Origin of the sequence: Caballeronia temeraria (genome assembly GCF_001544795.2) — a bacterium.
GTDB lineage: Bacteria > Pseudomonadota > Gammaproteobacteria > Burkholderiales > Burkholderiaceae > Caballeronia > Caballeronia temeraria.
In genome coordinates, this window is sequence record NZ_FCOI02000033.1 from 40,492 (window position 1) to 56,710 (window position 16,219).

The 16,219-nt window shown below is 64.3% G+C and carries 16 protein-coding genes; 15 read left to right on the forward strand and 1 reads right to left on the reverse strand.

Translation table 11 applies throughout. From position 1 onward, the window contains the following. Window positions 1-40: 40 nt before the first annotated feature. Window positions 41-1,447 (reverse strand): NADP-dependent phosphogluconate dehydrogenase, encoded by a 1,407-nt coding sequence (gene gnd / locus AWB76_RS31760; protein WP_061164108.1) that lies wholly within the window; start codon window positions 1,445-1,447, stop codon window positions 41-43. Window positions 1,448-1,732: 285 nt separating this feature from the next. Between gnd and AWB76_RS31765 the strand changes: the two genes are divergently transcribed. From AWB76_RS31765 to fdrA, 15 genes are all read left to right on the forward strand, one after another. After that, complete coding sequence (locus tag AWB76_RS31765) at window positions 1,733-2,074, forward strand: hypothetical protein (protein ID WP_061164109.1); 342 nt, start codon at window positions 1,733-1,735, stop codon at window positions 2,072-2,074. Between the two features lie 41 nt (window positions 2,075-2,115). After that, window positions 2,116-3,042 (forward strand): 2-dehydropantoate 2-reductase, encoded by a 927-nt coding sequence (panE, locus tag AWB76_RS31770; protein ID WP_061164077.1) that lies wholly within the window; start codon window positions 2,116-2,118, stop codon window positions 3,040-3,042. Then, entirely contained in the window at window positions 3,039-3,596 is a 558-nt protein-coding gene (locus AWB76_RS31775) for a chromate transporter (RefSeq protein WP_061164078.1), read from the forward strand. Before panE ends, AWB76_RS31775 begins: the two co-directional genes overlap by 4 nt. Beyond that, on the forward strand, window positions 3,593-4,120 hold the full coding sequence (locus tag AWB76_RS31780; protein ID WP_061164110.1) for a chromate transporter: 528 nt from the start codon (window positions 3,593-3,595) through the stop codon (window positions 4,118-4,120). The genes AWB76_RS31775 and AWB76_RS31780 overlap by 4 nt, the downstream gene beginning before the upstream one ends. A gap of 57 nt (window positions 4,121-4,177) precedes the next feature. Beyond that, complete coding sequence (locus AWB76_RS31785) at window positions 4,178-4,516, forward strand: thioredoxin family protein (RefSeq protein WP_061164079.1); 339 nt, start codon at window positions 4,178-4,180, stop codon at window positions 4,514-4,516. An 86-nt stretch (window positions 4,517-4,602) separates the two neighbouring features. Beyond that, window positions 4,603-5,307 (forward strand): FadR/GntR family transcriptional regulator, encoded by a 705-nt coding sequence (locus AWB76_RS31790; protein WP_061164080.1) that lies wholly within the window; start codon window positions 4,603-4,605, stop codon window positions 5,305-5,307. Window positions 5,308-5,317: 10 nt separating this feature from the next. After that, window positions 5,318-6,214: an L-threonate dehydrogenase gene (gene ltnD / locus AWB76_RS31795; protein ID WP_061164081.1), complete on the forward strand. Its 897-nt coding sequence runs from the start codon at window positions 5,318-5,320 to the stop codon at window positions 6,212-6,214. Then, complete coding sequence (otnK, locus tag AWB76_RS31800; protein WP_061164082.1) at window positions 6,211-7,488, forward strand: 3-oxo-tetronate kinase; 1,278 nt, start codon at window positions 6,211-6,213, stop codon at window positions 7,486-7,488. The genes ltnD and otnK overlap by 4 nt, the downstream gene beginning before the upstream one ends. Then, a complete protein-coding gene (otnC, locus tag AWB76_RS31805) occupies window positions 7,488-8,129 on the forward strand; it encodes a 3-oxo-tetronate 4-phosphate decarboxylase (protein ID WP_061164083.1) in 642 nt (213 codons plus the stop codon). Before otnK ends, otnC begins: the two co-directional genes overlap by 1 nt. Before the next feature lie 340 nt (window positions 8,130-8,469). Beyond that, a complete protein-coding gene (gene otnI, locus AWB76_RS31810; RefSeq protein ID WP_061164084.1) occupies window positions 8,470-9,258 on the forward strand; it encodes a 2-oxo-tetronate isomerase in 789 nt (262 codons plus the stop codon). A gap of 16 nt (window positions 9,259-9,274) precedes the next feature. After that, window positions 9,275-10,240, forward strand: coding sequence for a D-erythronate dehydrogenase (gene denD / locus AWB76_RS31815; RefSeq protein ID WP_061164085.1), 966 nt, complete (start codon window positions 9,275-9,277; stop codon window positions 10,238-10,240). Between the two features lie 259 nt (window positions 10,241-10,499). Further along, on the forward strand, window positions 10,500-11,603 hold the full coding sequence (locus tag AWB76_RS31820) for a DedA family protein/thiosulfate sulfurtransferase GlpE (protein WP_374729961.1): 1,104 nt from the start codon (window positions 10,500-10,502) through the stop codon (window positions 11,601-11,603). Next, entirely contained in the window at window positions 11,600-13,399 is a 1,800-nt protein-coding gene (locus AWB76_RS31825) for an FAD-dependent oxidoreductase (protein ID WP_061164087.1), read from the forward strand. The genes AWB76_RS31820 and AWB76_RS31825 overlap by 4 nt, the downstream gene beginning before the upstream one ends. 381 nt (window positions 13,400-13,780) lie before the next feature. After that, entirely contained in the window at window positions 13,781-14,449 is a 669-nt protein-coding gene (locus AWB76_RS31830; protein WP_061164088.1) for a cysteine hydrolase family protein, read from the forward strand. A gap of 210 nt (window positions 14,450-14,659) precedes the next feature. Further along, window positions 14,660-16,210, forward strand: coding sequence for an acyl-CoA synthetase FdrA (gene fdrA / locus AWB76_RS31835; RefSeq protein ID WP_061164089.1), 1,551 nt, complete (start codon window positions 14,660-14,662; stop codon window positions 16,208-16,210). Window positions 16,211-16,219: the final 9 nt, after the last annotated feature.

The window sequence follows — 16,219 nt, forward strand, 5'->3', positions numbered from 1 at the left end:
CAGCCCGAAAGCCGCCCCGCTTCTTACTTCAGGTCCGAAATCACGCCCAATTCGCGTGAAAACTCCCTTCCTTATCCGTGCGCTCGAACGTATGCGCGCCGAAGAAATCGCGCTGCGCCTGCACCAGATTCGCCGGCAGCCGCTCCGACCGATACGCATCGAAATAAGCAATCGCCGACGAAAACGCCGGCACCGGAATCCCCGCCTTCACCGCCGCGACGACGACATCGCGCAATGCCTCCTGATACTTCGCCGCGATATCGCTGAAATACGGATCGAGCAGCAGATTCGCGAGGTCGGGATTGGTCTTGTACGCATCGGTGATCTTCTGCAGGAAGCGCGCGCGGATAATGCAGCCCGCGCGGAAGATCTTGGCGATCTCGCCATAATGCAGATCCCACTTGTACTCTTCCGATGCCGCGCGCAACTGCGCAAAGCCCTGCGCATACGACACGATCTTCGACAGATACAACGCGCGTCGCACCGACTCCACGAACGCCGCGCGATCGCCGTCGAACTTCGGCGTCGGGCCAGCAAGCACCTTGCTCGCCGCGACACGCTGCGTTTTCAGCGACGACAGCACGCGCGCAAACACCGCTTCGGTAATCAGAGGCAGCGGCGCGCCGAGATCCAGCGCATTCTGGCTCGTCCACTTGCCCGTGCCCTTCTGCGCGGCGCGGTCGAGGATCACATCGACGAGATCCTTGCCGGTTTCCTCGTCCTTCTTCGAAAAGATCTTCGACGTGATCTCGATCAGGTAACTATCCAGCTCGCCCTGATTCCACTCGACATACACCTTGCCGAGCTCTTCGTTCGACAAACCCGCGACGCGCTTCAGCACGTCATAACTTTCGGCGATGAGCTGCATGTCGCCGTATTCGATGCCGTTGTGCACCATCTTCACGAAATGGCCCGCGCCGTCCGGACCCATGTACGCGACGCACGGCTCGCCGTCCGGCGCCTTCGCGGCGATTTCGGTGAGGATCGGCGCGACCAGCTCGTACGCTTCCTTCTGTCCGCCCGGCATGATCGACGGGCCTTTCAGCGCGCCTTCCTCGCCGCCCGACACACCCGTGCCGATGAAATGCAGCCCCGACTTCGCGAGATCCTGATTGCGGCGGATGGTGTCGGTGAAATGCGTGTTGCCGCCGTCGATGAGAATGTCGCCCTTTTCCAGCAGCGGACGCAGCGAAGCGATGGTGTCGTCGGTGCCGGCGCCGGCCTTCACCATCATCAGAATGCGGCGCGGCTTTTCGAGCGACTCGACGAACTCTTCGAGCGTATAAGTGGGCACGAGCTTCTTGTCGGAATGTTCGGCAATCAGTTCGTCGGTTTTGGCGCGGCTGCGGTTGTAGACCGAAACGGCGTGACCGCGGCTCTCGATGTTCAAGGCCAGATTGCGGCCCATGACGGCGAGGCCTACCACGCCGATAGCTTGTTTGCTCATTGCTTGATCTCCGAATGACCGAAACGTCGCGCGGCTCGTGGCGCGCGGCTTCGGGATAAAAACGTGTCGATGGGGCGGCGCTTGCGCCAGAGAGATCGTCTCCGGTTCGATCGGCGGCGCGATGGGCCGCGCCGCCGTCCGATCGTTTTGCGCGAGCGCAGACCGCCCGAATTTACCACTTTGAGGCGTATCCGGCAGGCTCCGCGCCGCCCGATCGAGCGCCAAAGGCGTCGGCGTCATAGAATGAACGCCCGCAACGAGCACGCCGCGAAGGCCAGCCGAAACATGCCGCCAGCCCGGCGCGCGCGCAGCCATCATTACTCCGTCTACGTCGTCGAACTGTCCGGCACGGTCTGGAACGAAGCGCGTTTCCGTCGCGCGAATCCGGACTATGTGATCGGCATGCCGTTCGTCTACGTGGGCATGACGGGCATCGATCCCGACGTGCGTTTCGACAAGCACAAAGCCGGCATCCAGTCGAACCGCTTCGTCCGCGATTTCGGCCTGCGGCTCCTGCCGCAACTGTACGAGATGTACAACCCGATGCCCTATGACGGCGCGCGCGACATGGAAGTGGAACTGGCGATCGGCTTGCGGGAGGCGGGCTATGGCGTCTGGCAAGCTTGATGCAAGCGGGAAGCGATGAAATTCGACAAAAGGAGCGAGACATGCGGATTCTGGTAGTGGGCGCGGGGGCTATCGGCGGATATTTCGGTGCGCGGCTGCTCGAAGCGGGCCGGGACGTGACCTTTCTCGTGCGCGAGCGCCGCGCCGAGCGGCTGCGCCAATGCGGCCTGAAAGTGAAGAGCCCGGAAGGCGATCTCACGTTCGCCTGTCCGCCGATGGTGCTCGCGAAAGACATCGACCGTCCTTACGATCTCGTGCTGCTCAGTTGCAAGGCCTACGACCTGCAAGGCGCGATCGATTCGTTCGCGCCCGCCGTCGGTCCGCAGACGGCGATCCTGCCGCTCCTGAACGGCATGGGCCATCTCGATGCGCTCGACGCGCGCTTCGATCCCGCGAACGTGCTCGGCGGCCAGTGCGTGATCGCCGCGACGCTCGACGCGGAAGGCGAGATCGTGCATCTGAACAACATGCATTCGATGACCATCGGCGAGCGCGCGGGCGGCCGCTCGCCGCGCGTCGATGCGATCGCCGCGCAAGTCGACGGCGCGGGCTTCGATCTGAACGTGAGCGAGGACATCCTGCAATCGATGTGGGACAAGTGGGTATTCCTCGCCACACTCGCGACGGGCACCTGCCTGATGCGCGCGCCCATCGGCGATATTCTCGCGGCGCCGGGCGGCGAAGCGCTGCTGTTCCAGCTCTTCGACGAATGCTGCGGCATCGCCCGCGACAACGCGCATGCGCCAGGCGAGGCGGTGCTCGCACGCGCGCGGGCGTTCTTCTCGGAGCGCGGCTCGCTGATGACCGCGTCGATGCTGCGCGATCTCGAGAACGGCGCGCCGATCGAAGCGGATCACATCGTCGGCGATCTGCTGTCGCGGCGGCGCACGGACGTCGCGGGGCTGTCGGCGCTGGCGGTCGCGTATGCGCATCTGAAAGCCTACGAAGCGCGCCGGGCACGCGCATGAATGTCGTGACCGACGACCGCGCGCCCCGGCCCACGGTCGCCGAAATTTTCATCGGCTTTCTGACGCTCGGGCTGACGGCGTTCGGCGGCGCGTTGCCGCTCGCGCGGCGCGAGATCGTCGAGCGCCGCAAATGGCTCGACGCCGACGCGTTCACCGATCTCCTCGGTCTCTGCCAGTTCCTTCCGGGCGGCAACGTGATCAATCTGTCGGTGGCGATCGGCATGCGTTTTCGCGGCGTGCCGGGCGCGCTCGCGGGCTTGCTCGGGCTGCTCGTCGGGCCGTCGCTCGTCGTGATCGGGCTGGGCGTGATTTATCAGCGCACGCATCAGGACCCGCGCATCGCGCATCTGTTCGCGGGGCTCGCGGCGGCCGCGGCGGGCCTGCTCGTCGCGATGGCGGTGAAGATCATGTGGCCGCTGCGCCGCAAGCCGGAAGCGGCGATCGTCGCGCTGCTGATGTTTGCGTCGATCGCGTTTCTGCGCACGCCGCTTCTGCCGACGATGCTCGTCTTCACGCCGATCTCGGTGCTGATCGCATGGAAGTGGCGCCGATGAAAGACGATCTGATCTCCCTCGCCGCGATCTTCAGCCAGCTCTCGCTGCTCGCGTTCGGCGGCGGCAATTCGATCCTGCCGGAAATGCAGCGCCAGGTCGTGCAGGTCCACGACTGGATGTCGAAAGCCGATTTCTCCGCGCTCTTCGCGCTCGCGCAAGCCGCGCCCGGCCCGAACATGATGGTCGTCACGCTGATCGGCTGGCACGTGGCGGGCTGGCCGGGCGTGCTGGTCACGTCGATTGCGAAGTTCGGGCCGTCGTCGCTCGTGACGATCGCCGCGCTGCACGCGTGGGAGCGCTTCAAGGATCGCCCGTGGCGGCGCTACATCCAGCTCGGGCTCGTGCCGATCACGGCGGGGCTCGTCGCGGCGAGCGCGCTGCTGATCGCGGAAGCGTCGGATGGAACGTGGACGCTGGCGGCCATTACGGCGCTCGTCGCGTTCATGTCGTACCGGACGAAGCTGCATCCGCTATGGCTGCTCGCGGGTGGCGCGCTCATCGGGCTGACTGGCTTCGGGCAGTAATATCGGGCAAGCTTTCTGCTGAATGCATCGACACGAAAAGGAGTAAGGACGCACGCCATGAGCATGAATATCGAATACGCGAAGACGGCGCCCGAGCGCGCGGAGATCGACGCGCTTTCCGGCCCGACCGTCGTCGAGTTCGGCACCGACTGGTGCGGATTTTGCCGCGCCGCGCAGCCGCTGATCGCGCAGGCGTTCCAGAGTCATCGCGCGGTGAAGCACATCAAGATCGAGGACGGCAGCGGCCGTCCGCTCGGCCGATCGTTTCGCGTGAAGCTCTGGCCGACGCTCGTCTTCATGCTAGGCGGCAAGGAAGTCGCGCGCCTCGTGCGTCCCGGCGACGTCTCCGAAATCCGCGACGCGCTCGCGCTCATCGACGAACCGCTCGCGCAGTAACGTACGACCGAGGGTTATCCCCCGGTCCACTTGCATCGTAAAAATTTGTATGATGACCCGATGACCTTACGAGGCAGTCGAGTCGCATGTTCGAAAAGATTCCGCCGCGCGCGCTGAGCGACACCGTCGCGCAGCAGCTGCAAAAGCTGATCGAGAAGGGCAGCTTCGCCGCGACCGGCAAGCTGCCGACCGAAACCGTGCTCGCGCAGAAATTCGGCGTGAGCCGCACGGTGATCCGCGAAGCCGTTTCGCGGCTGAAGAACGAAGGCATGGTGGAGCCGCGGCAGGGCAGCGGCGTGTTTATCGTCGAGCGGGCGGGCATCCGGCCGTTGCGCATCGATTACGCGCAGGCGGTCGAGCCGGGCGCGGTCGTGCAGATTCTCGCGCTGCGCCGGGCGATCGAAGCCGAAGTGGCGTCCGAAGCCGCGTTGCGGCGCACCGATGAACAACTCGCCGCCATCGATGACGCGCTCGCATCCATCGACAAAGCCGTGCGCGCGGGCCGCGACGGCGTCGCGGAGGACGTCGCGTTCCATCGGGAAATCGCGAATGCGACCGGCAACCCATACTTCCTGAAAACCCTCACCTTTCTGAACCAGTATCTGGAAGCCGGCACGCTCGTCACGCGCGGCAACGAGGCGCTGCGCGAGGACTTCATGCGACAGGTGCGCGAAGAGCACGCGGCGATCGTCGAGGCGATCCGCGGGCGCGAGCCCGACGCCGCGCGCCACGCCGCGCAGACGCATCTCATCAACGCCGCGCGCCGCCTGGCGGAAGCGGGCATTTGCTAAGGACTTTGCGATGACACGAAACGTCGGAGTGATCGGTTTGGGCGCGATGGGCATGGGCGTCGCGCGCTCGCTGTTGCGCGCGGGCTTCGCGGTGCATGCGTGCGACGTGCGCCGGCCGGTGCTCGATGCGTTCGCGGCCGAGGGCGGCATCGCGTGCGCAACGCCGGCCGAACTGGGCGGCAAGTGCGAGGTCGTGCTGACGGTCGTCGTCAACGCGGCGCAAACCGAAGCCGTGTTGTTCGGTGACAACGGCGCGCTCGACGCGATGAAACCCGGCGGCGTCGTGCTCGCCTGCGCGACGGTCTCGCCGCAATTCGCCGCCGATCTCGGCAGGCGTATCGGAGAAAGGGGCGTGCATATGCTCGACGCGCCCTTGTCCGGCGGCGCGGCGAAGGCCAGTTCCGGCGACATGACGATGATGACCTCCGGCCCCGCCGACGCCTACGCCGCCTGCGAAGACGTGCTCGATGCGATCGCGGGCAAGGTTTATCGCCTCGGCGACGCGCACGGCGCGGGCTCGAAGGTCAAGATCATCAATCAGTTGCTGGCGGGCGTGCATATCGCGGCGGCGGCCGAGGCGATGGCGCTCGGCTTGCGCGAGGGCGTCGATCCGGACGCGCTCTACGACGTCATCACGCACAGCGCGGGCAATTCGTGGATGTTCGAGAACCGCGTGCCGCACATTTTGTCGGGCGATTACACGCCGCTTTCCGCCGTCGATATTTTCGTGAAGGACCTGGGCCTCGTGCTCGACACGGCGCGCACGTCGAAATTTCCGTTGCCGCTGTCGGCGGCGGCGCATCAGATGTTCATGATGGCGTCGACGGCTGGTCACGGCGGCGAGGACGATTCGGCGGTGATCAAGATTTTCCCGGGCATCGACATTCCGAAGGGAGCGAAGCAATGACGCAAGCGGCGCAGGCACTGCTCGGCTGTATCGCCGACGATTTCACCGGCGCGACCGATCTCGCCAACATGCTCGTGCGCGGCGGCATGCGCACGGTGCAGACCATCGGCGTGCCGGACGCGGGCGCGAAGATCGACGCGGACGCGATTGTCGTCGCGTTGAAGTCGCGCACGATTCCCGCCGCCGATGCCGTGCGCCAGTCGCTCGATGCGCTCGAATGGCTGCGCGCGCAGGGCTGCCGTCAGTTCTTCTTCAAGTATTGTTCGACGTTCGATTCGACCGGCGAGGGCAACATCGGACCGGTTGCGGATGCGTTGCTCGACGCGCTGAACGACGATTTCACCATCGCGTGCCCGGCGTTTCCGGAGAACGGCCGCACGATTTTTCGCGGCAATCTGTTCGTCGGCGATGTGTTGCTGAACGAATCGGGCATGGAGAATCATCCGCTCACGCCGATGACCGATCCGAACCTCGTGCGCGTCTTGCAGCGTCAGACGAAATCGAAGGTCGGGCTGATCCGCTACGACACGATCGCAAAGGGCGCGGACGCGATCCGCGCGCGCATCGGCGAATTGAAGAAGGATGGCGTGCGCCTGGCGATCGCGGATGCGGTATCGGACGCGGATTTGTACGTGCTCGGCGACGCGTGCCGCGACCTGAAGCTGATCACAGGCGGCTCGGGCATTGCGCTCGGGTTGCCGCAGAACTTCCGCGCGTCGAATCTGCTTGCGCATGCCGAGCACGCCGCCGATCTGCCGAAGATCGAGGGGAAGTCGGTGGTGCTGGCGGGGAGCGCATCGAAGGCGACGAACGCGCAGGTGGCGCACTGGCGCGAATCGAAGCCGGGTTTTCGCATCGACCCGATGGCGTTATCGCGCGGCGAGCCGGTCGTGCGGAGCGCGATCGAATTTGCGCGCACGCATGACGAGCCGGTGTTGATTTTCGCGACGTCATCGCCGGAAGAAGTGAAGGCGGTGCAGAAGGAGCTGGGCGTCGAAAAGGCGGGGCATCTGGTCGAGAATGCGCTGGCATCGATTGCAAAAGCGTTGCGCGATGAGGGCATGCGCAAGTTCGTCGTGGCGGGCGGCGAGACATCGGGCGCGGTGGTGCAGGCGCTGGAAGTGCGTTCGTTGCGTATCGGACCGCAGATCGATCCGGGCGTGCCGGCGACGCAATCGATCGGCGCAAGCGAAAGCGACGCGCTGGCTCTGGCGCTCAAGTCGGGCAACTTCGGCACGACCGATTTCTTCGAGAAGGCGTTGAAGGCACTGTGATGGCATCGAACGAAAACTCGATTCGCGAAGAGATTTGCGTGACGGGCAGGAGCCTGTACGAGCGGCGTTACACGGTCGGCAGCGCGGGCAACATCAGCGCGCGACTCGACGACGGCTGGCTGATCACGCCGACGGATGCGTGCCTGGGCCGCCTCGACCCGAATGACATCGCGAAGGTGGACAAGGACGGAAACCACGTATCGGGCGGCCGTCCGTCGAAGACGTTGGCGCTGCATCGGCGCATCTATGAAAACGACCCGAACGCGCGCGGCGTGGTGCATACGCATTCGACGTATCTGGTTGCGCTGACGTTGGCGGGCGTATGGAAGAACGAGGATGTATTGCCGCCGATCACGCCGTACTACGTGATGAAGGTGGGCCACGTCCCGTTGATTGGGTATCGCCGTCCGGGCGATGCAGCGGTGGCGGAGGAAGTGGCGGCGTTGGCGTCGAGGGTGCGTGCGGTGTTGCTGGAGCGCCTTGGACCGGTGGTGTGGGAGAAGTCGGTATCGCAGGCGAGTTATGCGCTGGAGGAGTTGGAGGAGACGGCGCGACTGTATTTGTCGACGATGCCGCGCCCGTCCCCGTTACCGAAGGAAGCGATAGAAGAGTTGCGCACGACTTTCAACGCCCGCTGGTAGCAAAGGAAAGACGATGAACCGGTCGGCCGCGAAGCGGGCCGGAGCAATTTGGTGCTGAACCAGCAAGTCAAGCGGCGCGATGTGACAGACCGTGCGCGAACCCAGCCCGATAGGGCCAATGAGGGCACTCTTTAGGCGAGTGCCACGGTGAACGAGAGAACTACCCAACGTGCGTGTGACCGCGGGCGTGAGAAGCTGCTTTCTTTGGTTACTTTCTTTGCAGCAGCAAAGAAAGTGACTGCCGCCCCGCACAGGGGCAGCACTAATAAACCGACAAGAAATCAGGATTCCATAGAAGTGAAGCAGCGCAAATCGAACCGAACAGAAGGAGCCGAAGCAAATGCCAAAATTCGCAGCAAACCTGACGATGATGTACACGGAGCACGCGTTCCTGGACCGTTTCGCCGCTGCGGCGGGCGATGGATTCAAGGCGGTGGAATTCCTGTTCCCGTACGACTTCGAAGCGAACGAAATCGCGAAGCGTCTGAAGGACAATGACCTGACGCAGGCGCTATTCAACGCCCCGCCGGGCGATTGGTCGAAGGGCGAACGCGGCATCGCATCGCTGCCGGGCCGCGAGGAAGAGTTCAAAACGAGCGTGTCAAAGGGCCTGGAATATGCGGCCGTGCTGGGCAACAAGAAGCTGCACATGATGGCCGGCCTGATCGCCCAGGACGAGCCACGAGATAAACATCGCGCGATATACCTGAAGAACCTCGAATACGCGGCAGAAGAAGCGCAGAAAGCGGGCATAGGCATTGTGATCGAGCCGATCAACACCCGCGATATCCCCGGATTCTTCCTGAACCGTCAAGACGAAGCCCAACAGATATGCGATGAAATCAAAGTCCCGAACCTGCAGGTTCAATTCGACATCTACCACTGCCAGATTGTCGAAGGCGATATCGCGATGAAGCTGAAACGCGACATGAAGCGCCCGAACGCGGGCATCGGCCATATCCAGATTGCGGGGGTACCGGAGCGCCACGAGCCGAGCATTGGCGAACTGAACTATCCGTATCTGTTCGAGCTGATCGATGCGCTCGGCTACGAGGGCTATATCGGCTGCGAATACAAACCGAAAGCGGGCACGTCCGAAGGCCTCGGCTGGCTCAAACCTTATCTGTAAAACAGGAACCGACCACATGAAGATTCTGATCACCGGCGGCGCGGGTTTCATCGGTCAACGCCTGGCGAAGCGTCTGCTCGAGCGTAACGAACTCAATGGCAAACCGATCACGGAACTGGTGCTGCTGGACGTCGCGCGCCCGAGCGACGAACGCCTTCTGAACGACAAACGCGTACGCGCCGAAACCGGCGATATCTCCGACCCGGCCGTGCTGCGCCGCCACATCGACACGCAGACGGAAGCCATCTTCCATCTCGCGGCGATCGTGAGCGGCCAGGCCGAAGCGGACTTCGATCTCGGCATGAAGATCAACCTGGATGCATCGCGTGCGCTGCTCGAAGTGTGCCGCGCGGCGGGCCACAAACCGCGCGTCGTGTTCACGAGTTCGGTCGCGGTATACGGCGGCGAATTGCCCGATGTCGTGCAGGACGACACCGCGCTCAATCCGCAATCGTCGTACGGAACGCAGAAGGCGATCGCCGAACTGCTGCTGTCGGACTATGCGCGGCGCGGCTTCGTCGATGGCCGCGTGCTGCGCCTGCCGACCATCAGCGTGCGGCCGGGCAAGCCGAACGCGGCGGCGTCGTCGTTTGCGAGCGGCATCATCCGCGAGCCGTTGAATGGTGAGCGCTCGACCTGTCCCGTCGACGGCGAAACGCGCGTGTGGCTGCTGTCGCCGAAAAGCGCGGTGGACGCGCTGATCGCGGGCTGCGAGATCGAGCGCGAAAAGCTGGGCTTGCGGCCGGTGATCAATCTGCCGGGGCTGTCGGTGAGCGTGAACGAGATGGTCGCGGCGCTGCGCGAAGTGGCGGGCGAGGAAGCCGTGCAGCGCATCGACTGGCAGCGCGACGAGCGCATCGAAAAGATCGTGTGCAGCTGGCCGGGCGCGTGGAACCCGGCGCGCGCGGAGCAGCTCGGCCTGTCCGGCGATAAAAATTTCGCCGATGTGATCCGCGCCTATATCGCCGACGACCTCGGCTGAATCCCACTCTGCGGGCATCGCGCACGCGATGCCCGCGTCCCGCGCGCCTGTCATGCTTACGTTCGCATTTCCGGGCTACACTTACCCCTTAAATGTGACGAACGTCGGCCCGGCGCCGCGTGCACCGCGTTGAACCACGAGCGGCCTCAAGCTCGTATCTCTCTCGCTTTCGTGCTTTTTGCGCCTTCGCAGCGCCGGTTTCGCGGCGCGCGTCTCGTCGTCCCGTGAATAGACCCTTCCCGCGCGGGAGATTCCCATGCTGTTGCATCAGCTAGTCGATCGATTCGGCCCGGCGATCGTGTTCATCAACGTGATGGGCTCGGCGCTCGGGCTGCCCGTGCCGGCCATGCCGACGATGATCGTCGTCGGCGCTTCCATCGCGCTCATGGCGGTCAACGGCGGCGCGTTCTGGCCGCCGCTCGTGGGCGTGCTGTGCGTCGCGGTGGCGGGCGGCGTGCTCGGCGATCTCGTCTGGTTCCAGGGCGGGCGCAAGTACGGCGACAAGACGCTCAAGACCATCTGCAAACTCTCGCTGTCGCGCGATACCTGCGTGAAGAAGACCGAACGCTTCTTCGGACGCTGGGGCGTGCGCATCCTGCTCGTCGCGAAGTTCATCCCCGGCCTCTCGCTCGTGTCCGTGCCGCTCGCGGGCGCGATGGGCGTGAAGCTGCGCAGCTTCATCGCGCACGACGGCGCGGGCATCGCATTGTGGGGCGCGGTCGGGCTGACGGTCGGCGTCATCTTCGCGGCGCAGCTGGAAATGGTCTTCGCGATGATCTCGCAGCTCGGGCGGCAGGCGGTCGTCGTCATCGCGGTGCTGCTCGCGATCTATGTCACGTATCGCTGGTGGCGCCGCCGCGCGCTCATGGCGACGCTGGAAAAAGCGCGCATCAGCGTGGACGAGCTCTACAAGCTCATGAACGACGAGCCGCTGCCCGTGATCTTCGATATCCGTTCGCCCGAAAAGCGCATGCTCGACCCCGAAGCGATTCCCGGCTCGCTTTTCGCCGACGAACGCGATCTCGCGAAGATCATGGAGAGCTATGACAAGGCGCGCAAGGTCGTCATCTACTGCTCGTGCCCGAACGAAGTGTCGGCGGCGTGGATGGCGAAGACGATGCGCAACGCCGGCTTTCGCGACGTGGTGCCGCTCACCGGCGGCCTCGACGCGTGGCGGCTCGCCGGTTTCCACGTCGCGACGCTGACCGAGTTCGGCGAACTCGCCGCGTCTTCGCCCGAGGAAGTCGCGGAAATGGCGGCGATGTGCCCGTGGCCCGTGAAATCGGCGGCGCCGGCGGCGGCATCGCCCGCGGGGTCGGCATCCCTGCATGAAGCTGGTTTTCCACACGGAGATCGCGCATGAGCACAACGCCGTTCAACGAGTCTGGTCAAGGCATGCCGAATGTCGTCGCGTGGAGCGCGCGCGAGCCGCTGGAGAATCCGAATCCGAACGTGGTGGCGTCGCCTGCCGGCGCTGCGGCGAGCGACGACGGCGCGCCGTTCTCGCCGCTCGAAAGCCGCATGCACCAGATGTTCCCGCGCCTCACCGACAACGAAATCGAGCGTATGAGCCGCTTCGGCACGCCGGCGCACTATCGCGCGGGCGAATGGATATTTCGCGTCGGCGAGACCGGGCGCGGCATGGTGATCGTCCTGAAGGGCACGGTGCGCGTGACGCGGCGCGATGCGCTCGGCATCGAGCACATCGTCCGCGAGCACGGCGAGGGGCATTTTCTCGCGGAAGTGGCGCAACTGTCGGGCAAGCCCTGTCTCGTCGACGGCATGGCGGTGGGCGAAGTCGACGGCATCGTGATTCCGCCCGAGCGTCTGCGCGCGCTGCTCGTCGCCGAAGCGGAGCTGGGCGAGCGCATCATGCGCGCGCTGATCCTGCGGCGCGTCGGTCTGATCGAAAAAGGCAGCGGGCCGGTGCTGCTCGGCCAGTCCGACGATGGTCGCCTCGTTTCGCTGCAAGGCTTTTTCCGCCGCAACGGTTATCCGCATACGGTGATCGACGCCTGCACCGATCCCGACGCGATCTCGCTGCTCGAACGCATTTCGGCATCGACGGCGGATTTTCCGCTCGTGATCTGCCCCGATGGCACTGTCTTGCGCGCACCCGATGAAAATCAGGTCGCGACGCAGCTCGGCTGGCTGCCCGAGTTCGATCCCGCGCATGTCTACGATGTCGCGATCGTCGGCGCCGGGCCGGCCGGTCTCGCGACGGCGGTGTACGCGGCGTCCGAGGGTTTGTCGGTGGCGGTGTTCGATTGCCGCGCGCCGGGCGGTCAGGCGGGCGCGAGTTCGCGGATCGAAAACTATCTCGGCTTTCCGACCGGCATCTCCGGTCAGGCGCTCGCCGGGCGCGCGTTCGTGCAGGCGCAGAAATTCGGCGCGCATATCGCGATTCCGACCAAGATCAAGGCGCTGCATTGCGATTGCAATCCGATCCAGATCGAGCTCCAGAACGGCAAGCGCGTGACGACGCAGACGGTCGTGATCGCGTCGGGCGCGGCATACCGGCGGCCGGATATCGCGGGACTGGAGCGCTACGAAGGACACGGCACGTATTACTGGGCGTCGCCAGTCGAGGCGAAGCTCTGCAAGAACGCGGAAGTCGTGCTCGTGGGCGGCGGCAATTCGGCAGGACAGGCGGTCGTCTATCTCGCGACGCACGCGAAGCACGTGCACGTGCTGATTCGCGGCGCGGGGCTCTCGGCGAGCATGTCGCACTATCTGGTCGAGCGCATCGGCTCGTTGCCGAACGTCACGGTGCGCACGCACACGGAGATCACATCGCTCGATGGCGACGGCCGCGCGCTCACCGCCGTCAACTGCAAGTCGCCCGATGGACCGCTCACGATCGAATCGCGGCATCTGTTCCTCTTCACCGGCGCGGACCCGAATACCGACTGGCTGCGCAATTGCAACGTGAATGTCGATGGCAAGGGCTTCGTGCTGACCGGTCCCGAGGCGCATGAAGGCCGTACGGAAGGCGTCATGGCGCTCGAAACCAGCGTGCCGGGCGTGTTCGCCATCGGCGATGTGCGTTCGAGTTCGACTAAGCGCGTCGCGGCGGCGGTGGGCGAAGGCGCGGCGGTCGTCTCGCAGATTCACGGCCTGCTGGCGAGCCGCGAGGCGCTGGGCGTGCCGGTGCGATAAACGACCGCGCGCTTCGCACAATGAGACGGCCACTCGACAGTGGCCGTTTTTATTTTTCTCATCTTTGCGCGATTTACGCGACATTCAGCCTCAGTTGCAAAAATATGTTTTAAGCCGCGCCAGCATTGACGTTCTGGGCATTCATTATTCAGCTTCGAGAAATTTGATCCTTCGCATTCAATCATTTCATCGTGCTCGATTCGGCGCTGCCTATAATCAGTTGAAATTCAGTTGAGTTCGACGCAAGCTGATTCCCCATAGCAAAAGGGATTGAGTGATCGTGTGAATAAAGGAATTCATTTATTTCGAATTCCTTAGTTTTTCATGGGCGTTTAGCAGACGAATCGATTTCAACCAATTAACGAAGAAAAGGAGTATGCCGTGAAGCAAAAACATTTTCGTGCCGAACCTTTCGATTTGCCGTTCGAGCCGCAACGCACGGCGCTCGTCATGATCGACATGCAACGCGATTTCGTTGAACCTGGCGGATTCGGCGAGGCGCTGGGCAACGACGTGTCGTTCGTGCGCACGGCGATCGAGCCTTGCAAACGCCTGCTGGCCGCGGCGCGGGAAGCAGGCATGCTCGTCATCCACACGCGGGAAGGGCATCGCGCCGATCTGACGGATTGCCCGCCGGCCAAGCTCACGCGCGGCGGCAAGACGTTCATCGGCACCGATGGCCCGATGGGCCGCATCCTCGTGCGCGGCGAAAAGGGCCACGACCTGATTCCGGAGCTGTATCCGGTCGCGGGCGAGCCGGTCATCGACAAGCCGGGCAAGGGCGCGTTCTATGAAACGGACCTGCATCTCATTCTGAAAAACAGCGACATTCGCACGCTGATCGTCTGCGGCGTGACGACCGAAGTGTGCGTGACGACGACGGTGCGCGAGGCCAACGATCGCGGCTTCGAATGCATCGTGCCGCAGGATTGCGTCGGCTCGTATTTCCCGGCGTTCCAGAAATCCGCGCTGGAAATGATCAAGGCGCAAGGCGCGATCTTCGGCTGGGTCAGCGACTCGGGCGCGGTCATCGAAGCGCTGCGCGGCTAGGCGCATCTGAATCGCATCGACGATATCGGCAGCCATTGCCTGAAACCCGCGCTCGGCGATCGCTTTAACGCGATTGCATCGGCGCGGACGATAACGCCGATATCGACGAAGCGGTGAGCGCGAAATATTTAACGCGTTCGCCGGCTTGAAAGCATTTGATATTCAGTTTGCAAGCGCTCGGAAATCGCAATTAAAGAACGGAGAGGTGCAATGGCCACCAAAATCGAAATATTCAAAAACCTGTATCAGGATTCGGTGTCCCTGATGCAGATTTCGGCGCAGATCAGCAAGCTGCCGGGCGTCGCGCAGGCGTCGGTCGTCATGGGCACGCCGTCCAATCTCGTGCAACTCGCGGACGCGGGCCTTGGCGACGATGTCAAGGCGAGCCCGAACGATCTGGTCATCGCCGTGCGTGGCGACGAAGCCGCCTGCGAAGCCGCGCTCAATCTCGCTCGCGAGCGCCTGAGCGCGCGCGCGTCGTCTTCGGAAGCGCAGACGAGCGAAGCGCTCGCGGCCACCAGTCTCGCGATGGCCTGCGACGAAGAGCCGGCGTCCAACCTCGCGCTCATTTCCGTGCCGGGCGACTACGCCGCCGCCGAAGCCATCAAGGCGCTGCAGCTCGGCATGAACGTCATGCTCTTCAGCGACAACGTCAGCATGGCGCACGAAAAGGCCATCAAGACGCTCGCCCGCGAAAAGCGGCTCATCGTGATGGGGCCCGATTGCGGCACGGCGATCGTCAACGGCATGCCGCTCGGCTTCGCCAATGTGGTGCGGCGCGGCGGAATCGGTGTCGTGGGCGCATCGGGCACCGGTTTGCAGGAAGTGACTTGCCGCATCGACCAGCTCGGTGCGGGCATCTCGCAGGCGCTCGGCACGGGCGGACACGATCTGCACGAGGACATCGGCGGTATTTCGATGCAGTTCGGCCTCGACGCGCTCGCCGAAGATCCCGACACGCGCGTGATCGTCCTGATCTCGAAGCCGCCCGCGCGCGCGGTGGCGGAGCGCATCCTCGAGCGCGCGCGGAAGTCGGGCAAGCCTGTCGTCGTGAATTTTCTGGGCGCGTCCGAAGACGACATGCGCGCGCCGGGTCTCACGTTCGCGCACACGCTCGCCGATGCCGCGCAGTTCGCGGTCGCTTTGCTGAATGGCGCGCCGCTGCCCGCGAGCGTCGCCCGCGTGGAGCCGCACGACGACGCGACGCTCGCCGCGCAGAGCGATGCGCTGGGCGCGCGCCGCCGATTCATCCGCGGTGTGTTCGCGGGCGGCACGTTCTGCTACGAGAGCCAGTTGCTGTGCAAGGCGGAGGGCTTTACGGCCAGCTCGAATACGCCGGTGAAGGGCAACGCGAAGCTCGCGGACATCTGGAAGAGCGAAGCCCATACGATCGTCGATATGGGCGATGACGATTTCACGCGCGGCCGTCCGCATCCGATGATCGATCCGACCTTGCGCGACGAACGCGTGCGCGCCGAGATCCTCGACCCCGAAACCGCCGTGGTCCTGTTCGATCTCGTGCTCGGTTACGGCGCGGCGGACGAACCGGCGCAAGGGCTGATCGCATTGCTGGCGCAACTGCCGCGCGATAACGGCCCGCTTCTGATCGCGCACGTATGCGGCACGGAGGCCGATCCGCAAGTGAGAAGCCGTCAGATCGATGCATTGCGCGCGGCGGGCGTTCTCGTCGCCGGCTGCAATGCCGAGGCCGCGCTGTGGGCGAGCCGCGTCGCACGTCTGCAGGCGCAACGCCACGCGTAAAAAGGAGCA